Below are 15,673 nucleotides of genomic sequence, written 5' to 3'. Positions count from 1 at the left end.
CGGCTCTTACCGGCCGGGGTTTCAGCCCCGTGCCCGCGCCGTGGACCCCCGCACCACCAGCTCCGGCTGGAAGATGAACTCCGTCTGCTGGACCGGCGTGCCGGCTATTTCCTCCAGCAGGGCCGACACCGCCGCCGTCGCCATCGCCTGGACCGGCTGGCGGACCGTGGTGAGGGGTGGGTCGGTGAAGGCGATGAGCTGGGAGTCGTCGAAGCCGACCACCGAGACGTCCGCCGGTACGTCCAGGCCGCGTTCGCGGGCCGCGCGCACCACGCCCAGCGCCATCATGTCGCTGCCGCAGACGATGCCCGTGCAGCCCTGGTCGAGCAGGGTGCCCGCGGCCACCTGGCCGCCCTCCACGCTGAACAGCGTGTGCCGGACGTACGCCGCGGCCTCCGCCTCCCGCAGCCCCATCCGCTCCCCCAGCGCCATGGTGAACCCCTCCGTCTTGCGGCGGGAGGGGACGTAGCGCAGCGGGCCGAGCGCGAGGCCGACGCGGGTGTGCCCGAGGTCGGCCAGGTGACCCACCGCCATCCGCATCGCCGCGTGGTCGTCCGGCGAGACGAAGGGTGCGCGGATCGCCTCGTTGTAGCCGTTGACCAGGACGTACGGAACGCCCCGTTCGGCCAGCGCCCGGTAGCGGGCCGGGTCGCTCGACGTGTCCGAGTGCAGCCCGGACAGGAAGACGATGCCGTTGACGCCGCGCTCCTCCAGCTGCTCGACCAGTTCGTCCTCGGTTGGCCCGCCCGGCAGTTGGGTGCACAGGACGGGGGTGTAGCCGTGGCCCGCGAGGACCTGCTCCACCGCCTGCGCGAACGCGGGGAAGATCGGGTTGGTCAGCTCCGGGGTGACCAGGCCGATCAGCCCCGCGCTGCGTCGGCGCAGCCGGGCCGGGCGTTCCCAGCCGAGGACGTCCAGGGCGGCGAGCACACGCTGGCGGGTGGGGTCGGAGACCCCGGGCTTCGCGTTGAGCACGCGGCTGACGGTGGCCTCGCTGACCGCGGCCTGCGCCGCGATCTCGGCGAGCCGCGGCCCGCCCGGCTGCCCGGGATGGCTCACACCGCCCACCACACGGCCGTGTCGCAGGGAAGGTCGAACTCGTCGCCGTCCAGTGCGACGTGACCGCTCGCCAGGATGAACCGGCCGGGCACCGCCAGACGGACCGGCTCCGCCGTCAGGTTCACCGTGCACACGAAGCCCTCGCGGGCGAAAGCCAGCACGCCCTGCGGTGCGTCCAGCCAGCGCACGTCGTCCCCGGCGCCCAGGCCCGGGTGGGCGCGGCGGGCCGCGATGGCCCGGCGGTACAGCTCCAGGGTCGAGTCCGGGTCGCCGGTCTGCGCCTCGACGCTCAGCGCGCCCCAGGAGTCGGGCTGCGGAAGCCAGCTGCCACCGCTGCCGAACCCGTACGAGCTGCCCTCGGCGGTCCACGGGATCGGGACGCGGCAGCCGTCGCGGAAGCCGTCCTGCCCGGCGGCGCGGAAGAACGACGGGTCCTGGCGCACCTCGTCGGGCAGGTCGGTGACGTCGGGGAGCCCCAGCTCCTCGCCCTGGTAGACGTAGGCCGAGCCCGGCAGGGCCAGCATCAGGAGGGTGGCCGCGCGCGCCCGGCGCAGGCCGAGTTCGCGGTCGCCCGGGGTGCGCAGCTGGGTGCCCAGGCCCTGCGGGTTGGCGAACCGGGTGGCGTGCCGGGTGACATCGTGGTTGGACAGGACCCAGGTGGCGGGGGCGCCGACCGGGCGCATCGCGGCGAGCGACACGTCGATGACCTCGCGCAGTGCCGCCGCCTCCCAAGGGGCGCCCAGATACTGGAAGTTGAAGGCCTGGTGCAGTTCGTCGGGGCGGACGTACAGCGCGGTCCGCTCGACCGTGGGGGTCCATGCCTCGGCGACGGCGATGCGCTCGCCGTCGTACTCGTCGAGGATGGTGCGCCAGGAGCGGTAGATCTCGTGGACGCCCTCCTGGTCGAAGAAGGGCATGGTGTCGTTGCCGAGGAGCTTGAGCTGCTCGCCGCCGCCGATGTCGGGCAGGCCGGGAGCCTTGACCAGGCCGTGGGCGACGTCGATGCGGAATCCGTCGACGCCCATGTCGAGCCAGAAGCGCAGGATGGAGCGGAACTCGTCGGCGACCGCCGGATGGTCCCAGTTGAGGTCGGGCTGCTCGGGGGCGAACAGGTGCAGGTACCACTCGCCGTCGGCCGTCCGCGTCCAGGCGGGTCCTCCGAAGATGGACTCCCAGTCGTTGGGCGGGAGTTGACCGTCCTCGCCCTTGCCGGGGCGGAAGTGGTAGCGGGCTCGCAGCGGGGAGCCCGGCCCCTCCGCGAGGGCGCGCTTGAACCACTCGTGCTGGTCGGAGGAGTGGTTGGGTACGAGGTCCACGATGATGCGCAGGCCCAGCTCGTGGGCGTCGCGGATCAGCGCGTCGGCGTCGAGCAGGGTGCCGAACATCGGGTCGATGGCCCGGTAGTCGGCGACGTCGTAGCCGGCGTCGGCCTGCGGGGAGGCGTAGAAGGGCGAGAGCCACACCGCGTCGACCCCGAGGTCGCGCAGGTGCGGCAGCCGGCTGCGCACGCCTTCGAGGTCGCCCATGCCGTCGCCGTTCCCGTCGGCGAAGCTGCGCGGATAGACCTGGTAGATCACGGCGTCCCGCCACCACTGGGTGCCGGTGGTCTGGGGGCGGGGGGCAGCGATGTGCTGGGTCATGTCGTCCTTAACGGGGTCGGGGGGCACGGGCCCCCGAGAAACCTGGTGCGTTCGGGGGCCGGGGCGGGGCCCTGGCTCATCCCTTGGTGGCGCCCGCGGTCATGCCGGTGACCAGGTGCTTCTGCACCAGGTAGAACACGGCGGAGACCGGGATCGCGATGAGTACGGCGGTGGCGGCCATGTAGTTCCACTGGGCGTCGTGCTGGCTGACGAAGCTGGAGAGGCCCACGGCGAGCGTGTACTTGCTGTCGTCGAGCATGAAGGTGGAGGCGAACGCCACCTCGCCCCACGCGGTGAGGCAGGTGTAGAAGGCGGCGACCGCCAGGCCCGGCCGGGCGAGCGGCAGGATCAAGCGGAAGAAGGTGCCGAACGGGGTGAGTCCGTCGACCCGGCCCGCCTCGTCGATCTCGATGGGGATCGAGTCGAAGTACCCCTTGAGCATCCAGGCGCAGTACGGCACCGCGGTGGAGCAGTACACGAGGATCAGGCCGCCGTAGGTGTCGATGAGGCCGAGGTCGCCGAGGATCTGGTACATCGGCACGATCAGCACGGCGATCGGGAACATCTGGGTGACGAGCAGCACCCACATCAGCTTGCGGTAGCCGGGGAAGCGCATCCGGGAGACCGCGTAACCGGTGGTCGCCGCGAACATCACGCCGATCACACAGGTGAGGAGGGCGATCAGGGCGGTGTTGCCGAGCCAGGTGAAGAACCTGGTGTGCTCGGTGACGAACGCGTAGTTGGAGAAGGTGATCTTCGACCAGATGCGGCCGGGGTGCAGGTAGTCGTCCTTGTCCGGGCCGAGCGAGATGAAGACCAGCCACGCGATGGGGAACAGGGCGACGAGGCTGGCGACGCCCAGCGCCAGGTGCGACAGGACGGCGGTGCGGCGCCTGCCGTGGTCCCGGGAAACGACCTTGGTAGCCATGGGGGCATCAGACCTGTTCATTGCGGGCCAGCCAGCGACGGTAGAAGGAGGTGAAGACGATCAGGATGGAGAGCAGCAGCACGCCGTAGGTGGCGGACTGCGCGAAGTCGCGGGGCTGCTGTCCGAAGCCGAGCCGGTAGGCCCAGGTGACGAGGATCTGGGCGTCGGGGGCGCCGCCGTTGCCGAACAGCAGGAAGATGATCACGAACTGGTTGAACGTCCAGATGATGCCGAGCAGCACGACCGTGGCGCTGACCGGGCGCAGCCCCGGCAGGGTGACGTGGCGGAAACGCTGCCAGGCGCTCGCGCCGTCCATCTCGGCGGCCTCGTACAGGTCGGCGGAGATCGACTGGAGCCCGCCGAGCAGCGACACCATCATGAAGGGCACACCGACCCAGGTGTTGACGAGGATCGCGGCGAGCTGCTGGAAGTGCGGCTCCTCCAGCCACTGGGGCTGCGGCAGGTGGAGCGTGCCGAGCGCGGTGTTGACGATGCCGGAGTCGCTGAGCATCAGGCGCCAGGAGAAGACGGTGACGAAGGTGGGGACCGCCCAGGGCAGGATCAGCATCATCCGGTAGAAGGTGCGGCCGCGCAGCTTCTGGTTAAGCAGCAGGGCGAGCGCGAGCCCGATGACGTAGTGCAGGGTCACACAGGCGACGGTCCACACGACGGTCCAGATGAAGTGCGACCAGAACCGGTCCCAGGCGGTCGGCCCCCACAGGACGTCCGCGTAGTTGTGCAGCCCGACGAACTCGTAGGTCGCGTCGATGTGGTTGGCGCCGATGGTGCGTGCCGAGTTGAGGCTGTTGGCGTCGGTGAGCGTGTAGTAGACGCCCTGGACGAGCGGATAGAGCACCAGGACGCCGAGCACGACGACGATCGGCGCGACCATCGCGTACGCGTACCAGTGCTTCTGCCAGGACTGCCTGAGGCGCTCCGGCAGCCCCCTGCGCGCCTTGGACGCGTTCGTGGGGGCCGCGCCATCGACGGCAACGGTCATCTCGACACCTTTTCCGGGGGAGTTCGGCGGACGTGCGTACCGCCGGGCCGTCCCCGAGGGGGAACGGCCCGGCGGCGGGGCTCACTTGGTGAAGTCGGGAACCAGCTTGGCCATGTCCTGCTCAAGGCTCTTGGTGGCGTCGGCGACGGGCTCCTTGCCGTCCGCGACCTTCGGCAGGGTGGTGTCCATCGGGGTCCACAGCGAGCTGTACTCGGGCAGCTCGGGCCGCGGCTGGGCGGCGGCCAGGACGCCCTGGTAGCCGGCGATGCCCGGGTCGGCCTTGACCTGCGCGCTGTAAGCGTCCTCGCGGGTGGGCAGCGTGGAGTTCTTGAGCGCGATGGTCTCCTGGCTCTTGGCCGAGGTCATGAAGTTCACGAACTTCAGCGCGGCGGCCGCGTGCGCCTTGTCGGAGCCCGCGTACACGGACAGGTTGTGGCCGCCGGTGGGGGCGCCCGCCTTGCCCGCGGAGCCCGCCGGGACGGTGGCGATGCCGAGGTTGGCCTTGTCCTTGAACGCGGCGCCCTTGTAGAAGTTGGTGATCTCCCACGGGCCCTGGATGATCGCGGCGACCTTGCCGTTCACGAACGCGTCCTGGATGTGGGCGTACGCGTCGGCGGTGACGTCCGCCTTGTGCAGGCCCGGACCGTCGAACAGGCCCTTCCAGGTCTCAAGTCCCTTGACGGCGGGGGCACTTGCGATGGTCACCTTCTTGCTCGCGGTGTCCACGGTGTCGGTGCCCTCGCCGTACAGGAACGGCTGCGCGTAGTACCCGGCGGTGGAACCCCAGTAGCCGTCGACGCCCGCCTTCTCCTTGACGAGGGCGGCGTCCGCCTTCAGCTCGTCCCAGGTGGCGGGGGCCTTGGCGATGCCGGCCTTGGCGAACAGGGCCTTGTTGTAGACGAAGGCGAGGGTGTCGGTGACCAGCGGAGCGCCGTAGGTCTTGCCCTGGTACTGGGCCTGCTTGATCAGGTTGGGCTGGAACTTGGCCTGGTCGGCGAGGGCCTCGGTGCCGTCAAGGGGAAGGAAGTACCCCTTCTTCGCGAAGGCGGGCGTCCAGCCGACCTCGGCGCGCAGCACGTCCGGGGCACCCTTGGCGCCGGCGGCGGTGTCGAACTTGTTCTGCGCCTGGTCGAAGGGAACGTTGACGTACTTCACCTTGATCGTCGGGTTCGCCTTCTCGAACTCCGTGACCAGCGCCTGGTACGTGGGTGCCTCGTTGGTCGCGTTCGAGGTGTCCCACCAGGTGATGGTGACGGGGCCGTCCGCCTTGCCGCCGTCACTGTCGCCGCCACCACAGGCCGTCGCCGCGAGCGCGAGGCTCGCGGCGAGAGCGGTGGCCGCTATGCCACGTCGCATGTGAACTCCTTCACTGGGTGCCGTTCCATCACGGCGCCGGATCGCCAGGAACGTAACAAGGATGAAAGGAGTCCGAAAGACCTTGCGGAGAATTTCTGCAAGCCCGGGTGATCGTTACGTCAGCGTGTCCGCACGGTTGCCGTTGTGCGCCTTGTCAAAGGCGGTACGACTGGTCCATAGCCGCCTGGCACACCCCTGCAAGGCTTCCGCAATTCCTTGCAGACCTGTTACTTTCGGAGGCCATCGGCGTTGATCCCGTAGGCGCGATCGCAGGGGTTGCAGGCTTTCGAGAGGGACCGCACATGACGCAGGAGCTGACGACGACGGCCCCCGAGCAGGGGCACACCGGCCCCCGGACCGGCTGGTGGCGCGACGCCGTGATCTACCAGGTGTACGTGCGCTCCTTCGCGGACAGTGACGGCGACGGCATCGGTGACCTGCCCGGCATCCGGGCCCGGCTGCCCCACCTGAAGGAGCTGGGCGCGGACGCGGTCTGGCTCACCCCCTTCTACGCCTCCCCGCAGGCCGACGGCGGCTACGACGTGGCGGACTACCGGACCGTGGACCCGCTCTTCGGGTCGCTGCCCGACGCCGACGACCTGGTGCGCGAGGCCCACCGGCTCGGGCTGCGCGTCATCGTCGACATCGTCCCCAATCACACCTCCGACCAGCACGCCTGGTTCCGCGCGGCGCTGGCCGGCGGCCCCGAGCGCGCGCACTACCACTTCCGCCCCGGCAAGGGCGAGGACGGTCAACTCCCGCCCAACGACTGGGAGTCCGTGTTCGGCGGGCCCGCCTGGACGCGGGCCCCCGACGGCGACTGGTACCTGCATCTGTTCGCCCCCGAGCAGCCCGACCTCGACTGGGACCACCCCGCGGTGCGCACCGAGTTCGAATCGGTGCTCCGCTTCTGGCTGGACCTCGGCGTCGACGGCTTCCGCATCGACGTCGCCCACGGCATGGTCAAGGCGGCGGGCCTGCCCGACATCGGCGCGAGCGAGCAGGCCAAGCTCATCGGCAGCCAGGTGCTCCCCTTCTTCGACCAGGACGGCGTGCATGAGATCCACCGCGCCTGGCGCCGGCTGCTCGACTCCTACCCGGGCGAACGCATCGCCGTCGCCGAGGCCTGGGCCCCCTCGCCCGAGCGCCTCGCCCTGTACGTACGCCCCGACGAACTGCACCAGGCCTTCAACTTCCAGTTCCTGACGTGCCGTTGGGACGCCGAGGAGATGCGCGCCACGGTCGACGCCTCGCTCGCCGCGGCCGGCGCCGTCGGCGCGCCCACCACCTGGGTGCTCTCCAACCACGATGTCGTACGCCATGTGACCCGATACGGCGGCGGCGAGCGGGGTCTGCGCCGGGCCCGTGCGGCGACCCTGTTCACGCTGGCGCTGCCCGGCTCCGCCTACCTCTACCAGGGCGAGGAGCTCGGCCTGCCGGAGGTCACCGACCTGCCCGACGAGGTGCGCCAGGACCCGGCCTTCTACCGGGCCGCCGGGCAGGACGGCTTCCGCGACGGCTGCCGCGTCCCGATCCCGTGGACCACCGACGGCCCTTCGTACGGATTCGGCAGCGGTGCGTCCTGGCTGCCGCAGCCCGAATCCTGGCGCGCTCTCTCGGCCGCCTCCCAGTCGGGCGACCCGCACTCCACCCTTGAGCTCTACCGCGCGGCGCTCGCCCTGCGCCGCGAACTGCCGGGCCTCGGCGACGGCACGATGAGCTGGCTCGCGGCACCGAAGGGGGTGCTCTCCTTTACCCGCCCCGGCTTCGTCTGCACCCTCAACACCCTGGACCGCGCCGTCCAACTCCCGCTCCCGGGAAAGCCGTTGCTCACCACCGGCGCCGTCGAGTATGACGACACGAACGCCCTGCTGCCCGCCGAATCCGCCGTCTGGTGGGCAATCTGACGTGCGACCGGTACAGTCCCATCCCGTGACCGCACGGCTAGCCGACATCGCAGCCCAGGCGGGGGTCAGCGAAGCCACAGTCAGCCGCGTGCTCAACGGCAAGCCCGGTGTGGCCGCCGGCACCCGCGAATCCGTGCTCGCCGCACTCGACGTGCTGGGCTACGAACGACCGGTACGGCTGCGCCGCCGCAGCGCGGGGCTCGTCGGCCTGATAACTCCGGAACTGGAAAACCCGATCTTCCCGGCCCTCGCCCAGGTCATCGGCCAGTCGCTGACCCGGCAGGGATACACCCCGGTGCTCGCCACCCAGACACCCGGCGGATCCACCGAGGACGAGCTCACCGAGATGCTGGTGGACCGGGGCGTCTCCGGGATCATCTTTGTCTCCGGGCTGCACGCCGACACCACCGCCGACATGGAGCGCTACGAGCAGCTGCGCGCCCAGGGCGTTCCGTACGTGCTGGTGGACGGTTTCTCGCCGAAGGTGCGGGCGCCGTTCATCTCCCCCGACGACCGGGCCGCGATGCGGCTGGCGGTCACCCACCTCGCCGCGCTCGGCCACACCAGGATCGGCCTCGCGGTCGGCCCCAAGCGGTTCGTGCCGGTACTGCGCAAGATCGAGGGCTTCACGGCCGGGATGCAGGACCGGCTCGGTCTGACGGCGGACGAGGCCGAAGGCCTGATCCAGCACTCGCTGTACACACTGGAGGGCGGCCAGGCGGCCGCTTCCGCGCTGATCGCGCAGGGCTGCACCGCGGTGGTCTGCGCCAGCGACATGATGGCGCTCGGCGCGATCAGGGCCGCGCGCCAGGCGGGCCTCGAAGTGCCCGGTGATGTCTCTGTGGTGGGCTTCGACGACTCTCCGCTGATAGCGTTCACCGATCCACCGCTGACCACCATCCGCAAGCCGGTGACGGCGATGGGACAGGCGGCGGTCCGCGCCCTGCTGGAGGAGATCGGGGGCACTCCGGCCCCGCACAGCGAGTTCGTGTTCATGCCCGAGCTGGTGGTACGGGGTTCAACCTCCGGTGCGAAACCCCTAAGCCGACCCTGACGTCAGTCGGGAAATCTCGTCCCCAGGGAGTATCAGGTGCGGACCGAACCCGACCGGAGGATGATCGGCGGGGGGTATGTGCATCTGGCAGACTCTCTCCCTATGGGTGAAATGACCGTGAAGACTCTGGAAGGCCGGACGGCCGCTCCACCGAACGAGCCGTCGGCCTCACCCACCGCCACCGAACCGGTACGAACGGGACTTTCGGCCCGGTTGCGTGGACTGCGCCTGCCGCGCCGCCCACGGATCCGGTTCGAAGTGCTGCTCATCGCGGTGAGTTACTGGGTGTACTCGCTGATCCGCAACGCGGTGCCCGAACAGAAGGCGCAGGCGCTCAAGAACGCCGACTGGATCTGGAGCGCCGAGCACCATCTCGGCATCGCGGTGGAGCAGTCGATCAACCACGCCGTGGATTCGGTGACATGGTTCATCATCGGCATGAACTACTACTACGCGACACTGCACTTCATCATCACCATCGGTGTCCTGGTGTGGTTGTTCCGTAGTCATCCGGGCCGTTACGCGGCCTCCCGCCTCGCGCTCTTCGCGACGACGGGCGTGGCTCTGGTCGGCTACTACTTCTTTCCGCTGGCGCCGCCCCGGCTGATGAACGGCGGCCACTTCATCGACACGGTGCTGGTGCACCACACCTGGGGCTCGATGGCCTCGGGCGACCTGAAGAACATGTCGAACCAGTACGCGGCCATGCCGTCGATGCACATCGGGTGGTCGACCTGGTGCGGCCTGACGATCTTCGCGCTCGCGTCCGCGCCCTGGGCGAGGATCCTGGGCCTGCTGTACCCTGCGGCCACCCTGATCGTGATCGTCTCCACGGCGAACCACTTCTGGCTGGACGCGGTGGGCGGCCTGCTCTGCCTGACCTTCGGCTTCCTCGTCTCCCGCACCTGGTACGGCAGCCTCCCGCACGAACTGCCGCAAGTGGTGGGTGCGAAGCGGCCGGTCTTCGTCTTCAAGCGCCGCCCGGCAGAGAATTCCAGCCCGTCCGGCGCTTGAGGACGGCGTGCGCCAACACCCAGCCCCTCCGGCGCTTGAGGACGGCGTGCGCCGAAACCCAACCCGTCCGGCCTTCGAGGACCACGGGCCCGGGGACGAAGTCTCCGGCAACCCCGCCGCACGCTACAGGTGCGCCCCGTAGAACAGCTCCTCCACGACCCCCCGCGCCCGCCGCGTAAGGCGCCGGTAGTCCTCCAGCATGTCCCCCACGTGCCCCGGCTCGTACCCCAGGTAACGCCCCACCGCGGCGAGCTCCCGCCCGTCGGAGGGGAACGTGTCCCCGGCCCGCCCGCGCACCAGCATGACCCCGTTGCGCACCCGTGTCGCCAGCACCCACGCCTCGTCCAGTATCGAGGCGTCCTCGGTGTCGATGAGCCCGGCCGCGTGCGCCGCGGCCAGCGCTTCCCGGGTCCGGGTGGTGCGCAGGCCCGGGATCTCCCAGCCGTGCCGCATCTGCATGAGCTGGACCGTCCACTCGACGTCGGACAGGCCGCCGCGCCCGAGCTTGGTGTGCAGCGTGGGGTCGGCCCCGCGCGGCATGCGTTCGGACTCCATCCGGGCCTTGAGCCGGCGGATCTCGCGCACCGCGTCGTCGCCGATCCCCTCCACCGGATACCGCAGCGGGTCGATCAGCTCGGTGAACCGGACCCCGAGGTCCGCGTCGCCCGCCATCACCTCGGCCCGCAGCAGCGCCTGGCTCTCCCAGACCAGCGACCAGCGGCGGTAGTACGCCTCGTACGACTTGAGCGTGCGCGCCAGCGGGCCGGACTTGCCCTCCGGGCGCAGATCGGCGTCGATGAGCAACGGCGGGTCGGTGGTGGGGAGTTGGAGGAGCCGGCGCATCTCGGCCACGACCTTGGCGGCGGCCCGCGAGGCCTCCTCTTCAGCCACGCCCTCGCGGGGCTCGTGCACGAACAGGACGTCCGCGTCGGAGCCGTAGCCGAGTTCGTGGCCGCCGAAGCGGCCCATGCCGATGACCGCGAACCGGGTGGGCAGGGTGTCGCCCCACTCGGCCCGTACGGCCGCGCGCAGGGCGCCCGCGATGGTGGCCGCGTTCAGGTCGGTGACCGCGTTGCCGACCCGGTCGACGAGGGCGCCCGGGTCCTGTTCGGCCGGCCTGTCCTCGGTCCCGTACGAGCCGATGAGGTCGCCGGCGGCGGTGCGGAACAGTTCGCGGCGGCGCACCCCGCGGGCCGCCGCGACCGCGCCCTCGGCGGTCTCCGCCCGGCCCACCGCGGCCAGTACTTCCTGCTCCAGGTGGTCGCGGCCGCGCGGTGCGAGCCCGCCGGGGTCGCCGAGGATGGCCACCGCCTCGGGGGCGCGCAGGAGCAGGTCGGGGGCGAGCCGGCCGGCCGAGAGGACCCGGGCCAGGTTCTCGGCGGCGGCGCCCTCGTCGCGCAGCAGCCGCAGGTACCAGGGGGTCTTGCCGAGCGCGTCGGAGACCTTGCGGAAGCCGAGCAGCCCGGCGTCGGGGTCGGCGGAGTCGGCGAACCAGCCCAACAGGACGGGCAGCAGGGTGCGTTGGATGGCGGCCTTGCGGCTCACGCCCGAGGACAGGGCCTCCAGGTGGCGCAGGGCCGCGGCCGGGTCGGCGTAGCCGAGCGCTTCGAGGCGGTGCCCGGCGGCGCGGGCGCTGAGCCGGATCTCGCCCGGTGCGAGCTGCGCGACGGCGTCCAGGAGGGGCCGGTAGAAAAGCTTCTCGTGCAGCCGCCGCACCACGGAGGCGTGCCGCTTCCATTCCTTGTTGAGACTGGCCACGGGCTCGGTGCGCAGCCCGAGCGACCGTCCGAGCCTGCGCAGATCGGCCTCGTCCTCCGGTACGAGGTGGGTACGGCGCAGCCGGTAGAGCTGGATGCGGTGCTCCATGGCGCGCAGGAAGCGGTACGCCTCGTCGAGCTGAGCGGCGTCGGCCCGGCCCACGTAGCCGCCCGCGGCGAGGGCGGCGAGGGCGTCAAGGGTGGTGGCGCTGTGCAGCGTCGCGTCGCTGCGTCCGTGCACCAACTGGAGTAGCTGGACGGCGAATTCGACATCGCGCAGCCCGCCGGGCCCGAGCTTGAGCTCGCGCTCGACCTGGGCGGCGGGGATGTTGTCGACCACCCGGCGGCGCATCTTCTGCACATCGCCGACGAAGTTGTCGCGGTCGGCCGCCATCCACACCAGGGGTGACACGGCCTCGACGTACTCCCGGCCGAGCTCCGCATCGCCCGCCACCGGGCGCGCCTTGAGCAGCGCCTGGAACTCCCAGGTCTTGGCCCACCGCTGGTAGTACGCGAGATGGCTGGACAGGGTGCGCACCAGCGGCCCGTTGCGGCCCTCGGGGCGCAGGTTGGCGTCGACCGGCCAGATCACGCCCTCCACCGTGGTCTCCGAGCAGATCCGCATGAGGTGCGAGGCGAGCCGGGTCGCAGCTTGCAGGGCCTTGCCCTCGTCCGCCCCGTCGGCGGGCTCCGCCACGAAGATCACGTCGACGTCGGAGACGTAGTTGAGTTCGTGTCCCCCGCACTTGCCCATGGCGATCACCGCGAGCCGGCACTGGGCGGCGTCGGCGGGCGCGGCGGAGCGGGCGATGGCGAGCGCGGCACGCAGCGTGGCGGTGGCGAGGTCGGCCAGTTCGGCGGCGGTCTGCGCCATGTCGGTCGTGCCGCACACGTCACGGGCCGCTATGGCGAGCAGGCAGCGCCGGTAGGCGATCCGCAGCGTCACGGGGTCGACGGCCTCGGCGAGGCCCCGTTCGAACTCGGCGACGCCGGGATGCAGGTCCGCCGCCTCGTAGGTGACCAGGGCATGCCAGTCCAGGGGGTGGCGGGCCAGGTGGTCGCCGAGCGCCTCGGAGGCACCGAGCACCCCGAGCAGCCGGTCCCGCAGCGGCTTCGCCGCGACCAGGGTGTCCAGGAGCGCCTGCCGCTCGCCGGGGTCCTGTGCCTGGGCCGCCGCCACGACCCGGACGAGCCCGGCGAGGGCCAGATCGGGGTCGGCGGTGGCGCCGAGGGCGTCCAGGAGCACCGGGTCGGACCGTACGGCCGACAGCTCGGGGGTCTCCAGGAGGCGCTCGGCGGCCGAGGGATCGGTGAAGCCATGCCGCAGCAGTCGTGTGAAGGTACTGCTCCTGCGCCCCGGCACCGTCATCTGGCCGCCTCCCACCTCGTACGCCCGCACTCCGGGCCGGGTCCGGCAGCACCGGCCCGCCCGATCAAGCCCCGGATCCCGAGCCTAGCCGCAGTGGGCGCCCGGGGACCCGGCGAGGCGGTGCGGGGGCGATGTGTCCGACGGCCCGCGCGTCCGGTCCGGCCACTCGACACACGACCACCATCTGTGACACCAGCATCACACATCGCGACCGGTGGCCGTGTCGGGGTCGTGAACCGACCATCCAACGCGCCCAGTTCGCGCCCCCAATGCCCGACTTGGGGCGATATAAGGCAAATTCAGGGTGATCAAGGCCACACGATTTGCCTTCGAGTCCAAATGAACCCGATTCTTGGTCCTTTCGTCTTCCTTGCCGATCAGGCTCTGACCAGCCCTGATCGAGCACTCACGACCGGGCTCGGCCAGGAAGTGCTCCACGCACTGACCCGGCCCCAGGCCGCCCGCACCGAAAGACCGTACCCATGAAGTCCAGGCTGCCGCTGCGCTCCGCGCTGCTCTCCCGTCGCGGTGTCGTCGCCGGCTCCGCGCTCGCCGCCGCGCTCATCACGGGCGGCGCCTACGCGGAACTCGCGATGTCCGACACCGAGGGCTCGGACACCCCGGGCCACAGCGCCTCGGCCACGCCCGCGGCCGCCCCCTCGGGACCGGTGCGGCCCGCGAGCGGCTCCGTGATGCAGGTCATCGCCCACCCGGACGACGACCTGTTCTTCATGAACCCGGACACCGGCCAGTCGCTGCGCTCCGGCCGCCCGATGACATCGGTGTACGTCACGGCCGGCGAGGCGGACGGCGTGAACGCCCCGCCGCCGAAGAAGCCGGGCGGCCCGAAGCCGCTGGTCGACAAGGCGAAGTACTCCGAGGCCCGCCAGAACGGCATACGCGGGGCGTACGCGCAGATGGCGACCGGCGACCGGGCGAGCGCGTGGACGCGCAGCGCCATACCCACCGCCGGCGGCGGCACCGCCGAGGTCGACACGCTGAACGCGCGCCCGGACATCCACCTGGTGTGGGTGCAGTTGAACGAGGCCGGCACGATCAACGGCAACCAGCCGCACAGCCTGCGCGGCCTGTGGAACGGCCAGGTGACGACCCTCGCCTCGGAGATCTCCTCCGGCAGCCCGGCCCGCCCCTTCGCGTACACCAAGGAGCAGGTCGTCAAGACGCTCGCCGGGCTGATGGAGCGCTTCCGCCCGACGCACGTGCGCACCCTCGACCCGACCCCGGGCAAGGAGGGCAAGCTGCACAAGATCGTGGACCACCAGGACCACATCTACAGCGCCCGCTTCGCCCAGGCCGCGCTCCAGCTGTACGCGAAGTCCGTGAACCACCCGAACTTCAGCGTCCAGACCTACGTCGGCTACAACACGAGCTACCTGCCGCACACCTTCGCCAAGCCGGCCGCCGACGCCAAGGCCGACATCGTGAAGACGTACGCCTGGATGAACCCGAACGACAACTACTGCAACAGCGTGGCGGGTTGTGGCGACCGCAAGGTGTCGGTCCGCCCCTACGGCAACAACTGGGCGCAGTCGGTGCGCTACAGCCGCACCAACTCCACCTCCTGGTTGCAGACCGGCACCGACGGGAGCCTGTGGGCGTTCGGCGTGCTCGACCAGCAGCTCGCCGTCTGGCACAAGGCACCCGGCGCGAACGGCTCCTGGAGCTCGCCCACCCTGCTCCCCGGTAGTGGCATGGACTCCGGCGTGAGCGCGACGCGCCTGCCGGACGGACGGCTCGCGGTGTTCGGCACCCGCACCCTGTTCGGGTCCGGGCTCACCGACTACCGCCGCGAGGTGGTGGCCGCGGTGCAGACGACGCCGGGCGGCGAGTTCGGAGCGTGGCGTTCGCTCGGCTCGCCCGACCAGAGCGGCAGCGACGGCGTCTTCGACATGTCCACGCCGACTGCGGCGGTGGACGGCTCCGGCAAGCTCACCGTGTTCCTGCGCGGCGGCGACCGTCAGCTGCACTCCGCGAACCTGACCGCCGACGGCGAGTGGACCCCGTGGGCCAACCTCGGCGGCACCAACCTCGCCGGTGACCCGGTGGCGGCCACCGACGGCGCCGGTCGCGTCCACGTCTTCTCCAGCACTCCGAAGTCGATGCTGACGTGGGCGCAGCCCGCGTCGGGCGCTGCGATGCCCGCGCGCGCCGAGGACACCAAGCTGCCGCCGAACACGACGGGCCTGTCGGCCCGCGCGGACGGCGACGGGGTGCGCGTGTACTTCCGCAAGGTGGACTCGGGCAACGTCCAGAGCGTGCTGTTCACCGGCGTGGTCCCGTCCAAGGTCACCGACCTCGGCGACACCTCCGGCTACGGCATGGTCGGCGCCGCGGGTCCGCTCCTCGCGGGCCGCACCGCCTCCGGCGCGCTCGCCACGCTGGAGCCGGGCGCCGACGACCCGCAGTGGAAGTCGAACGGCGGCATCCTGTTCACCGGCGCCCCCGCGGCCGTGCAGGACGGCTCGGCCGCCGCGGCGGCCGCGATCGGCCTGGACGGCGAGCTGTACTGGACGCAGACCGACGGCACCGACGGCCCGGCCGCCGCCTGGCAGCCCGCGGCGCGCTAGC

10 protein-coding genes are annotated in these 15,673 nt (G+C 71.1%); 4 read left to right on the top strand and 6 right to left on the bottom strand.

What is annotated here, in order from left to right:
- Positions 1-21: 21 nt before the first annotated feature.
- The 5 genes from OG522_RS26550 to OG522_RS26530 all read right to left on the bottom strand — a co-directional run bounded on the left by OG522_RS26550 (position 22) and on the right by OG522_RS26530 (position 5,983).
- A complete protein-coding gene (locus OG522_RS26550) occupies positions 22-1,071 on the bottom strand; it encodes a LacI family DNA-binding transcriptional regulator (protein ID WP_385088990.1) in 1,050 nt (349 codons plus the stop codon).
- On the bottom strand, positions 1,056-2,699 hold the full coding sequence (locus tag OG522_RS26545; RefSeq protein WP_329465508.1) for a glycoside hydrolase family 13 protein: 1,644 nt from the start codon (positions 2,697-2,699) through the stop codon (positions 1,056-1,058). The genes OG522_RS26550 and OG522_RS26545 overlap by 16 nt, the downstream gene beginning before the upstream one ends.
- Before the next feature lie 76 nt (positions 2,700-2,775).
- Entirely contained in the window at positions 2,776-3,627 is an 852-nt protein-coding gene (locus OG522_RS26540) for a sugar ABC transporter permease (protein ID WP_329465507.1), read from the bottom strand.
- Between the two features lie 7 nt (positions 3,628-3,634).
- On the bottom strand, positions 3,635-4,627 hold the full coding sequence (locus OG522_RS26535; protein ID WP_329465506.1) for a carbohydrate ABC transporter permease: 993 nt from the start codon (positions 4,625-4,627) through the stop codon (positions 3,635-3,637).
- Between the two features lie 81 nt (positions 4,628-4,708).
- Positions 4,709-5,983 carry an extracellular solute-binding protein gene (locus tag OG522_RS26530; RefSeq protein WP_329465505.1) on the bottom strand — a complete coding sequence of 425 codons (1,275 nt, stop codon included), beginning with the start codon at positions 5,981-5,983 and terminating at the stop codon, positions 4,709-4,711.
- A gap of 302 nt (positions 5,984-6,285) precedes the next feature.
- On the opposite strand from OG522_RS26530, the gene OG522_RS26525 reads away from it, so the two are divergent.
- The 3 genes from OG522_RS26525 to OG522_RS26515 all read left to right on the top strand — a co-directional run bounded on the left by OG522_RS26525 (position 6,286) and on the right by OG522_RS26515 (position 9,958).
- Entirely contained in the window at positions 6,286-7,890 is a 1,605-nt protein-coding gene (locus OG522_RS26525) for a glycoside hydrolase family 13 protein (protein WP_329465504.1), read from the top strand.
- 25 nt (positions 7,891-7,915) lie between these two features.
- Positions 7,916-8,944 carry a LacI family DNA-binding transcriptional regulator gene (locus OG522_RS26520; RefSeq protein ID WP_329465503.1) on the top strand — a complete coding sequence of 343 codons (1,029 nt, stop codon included), beginning with the start codon at positions 7,916-7,918 and terminating at the stop codon, positions 8,942-8,944.
- A gap of 102 nt (positions 8,945-9,046) precedes the next feature.
- Positions 9,047-9,958, top strand: a complete 912-nt coding sequence (locus OG522_RS26515) for a phosphatase PAP2 family protein (RefSeq protein WP_329465502.1) — start codon at positions 9,047-9,049, stop codon at positions 9,956-9,958.
- A gap of 123 nt (positions 9,959-10,081) precedes the next feature.
- Here OG522_RS26515 and OG522_RS26510 read toward each other — a convergent pair whose 3' ends face one another.
- Positions 10,082-13,084 (bottom strand): bifunctional [glutamine synthetase] adenylyltransferase/[glutamine synthetase]-adenylyl-L-tyrosine phosphorylase, encoded by a 3,003-nt coding sequence (locus OG522_RS26510; protein ID WP_329465501.1) that lies wholly within the window; start codon positions 13,082-13,084, stop codon positions 10,082-10,084.
- A 482-nt stretch (positions 13,085-13,566) separates the two neighbouring features.
- Between OG522_RS26510 and OG522_RS26505 the strand changes: the two genes are divergently transcribed.
- On the top strand, positions 13,567-15,672 hold the full coding sequence (locus OG522_RS26505) for a PIG-L family deacetylase (protein ID WP_329465500.1): 2,106 nt from the start codon (positions 13,567-13,569) through the stop codon (positions 15,670-15,672).
- The last annotated feature ends 1 nt before the right edge of the window (position 15,673 follow it).

This window comes from Streptomyces sp. NBC_01431, from assembly GCF_036231355.1.
Lineage (GTDB): Bacteria > Actinomycetota > Actinomycetes > Streptomycetales > Streptomycetaceae > Streptomyces.
Note: the sequence above shows the minus strand (reverse complement) of the source record. Positions and strands in the feature narration are given on the sequence as shown.

Bases quoted from the DNA above. Each gene is read 5' to 3' on its own strand.
- OG522_RS26545 (WP_329465508.1), bottom strand. From the start codon at position 2,699: ATGACCCAGCACATCGCTGCCCCCCGCCCCCAGACCACCGGCACCCAG.
- OG522_RS26540 (WP_329465507.1), bottom strand. From the start codon at position 3,627: ATGGCTACCAAGGTCGTTTCCCGGGACCACGGCAGGCGCCGCACCGCC.
- OG522_RS26535 (WP_329465506.1), bottom strand. From the start codon at position 4,627: ATGACCGTTGCCGTCGATGGCGCGGCCCCCACGAACGCGTCCAAGGCG.
- OG522_RS26530 (WP_329465505.1), bottom strand. From the start codon at position 5,983: ATGCGACGTGGCATAGCGGCCACCGCTCTCGCCGCGAGCCTCGCGCTC.
- OG522_RS26525 (WP_329465504.1), top strand. From the start codon at position 6,286: ATGACGCAGGAGCTGACGACGACGGCCCCCGAGCAGGGGCACACCGGC.
- OG522_RS26515 (WP_329465502.1), top strand. From the start codon at position 9,047: ATGGGTGAAATGACCGTGAAGACTCTGGAAGGCCGGACGGCCGCTCCA.
- OG522_RS26510 (WP_329465501.1), bottom strand. From the start codon at position 13,084: ATGACGGTGCCGGGGCGCAGGAGCAGTACCTTCACACGACTGCTGCGG.
- OG522_RS26505 (WP_329465500.1), top strand. From the start codon at position 13,567: ATGAAGTCCAGGCTGCCGCTGCGCTCCGCGCTGCTCTCCCGTCGCGGT.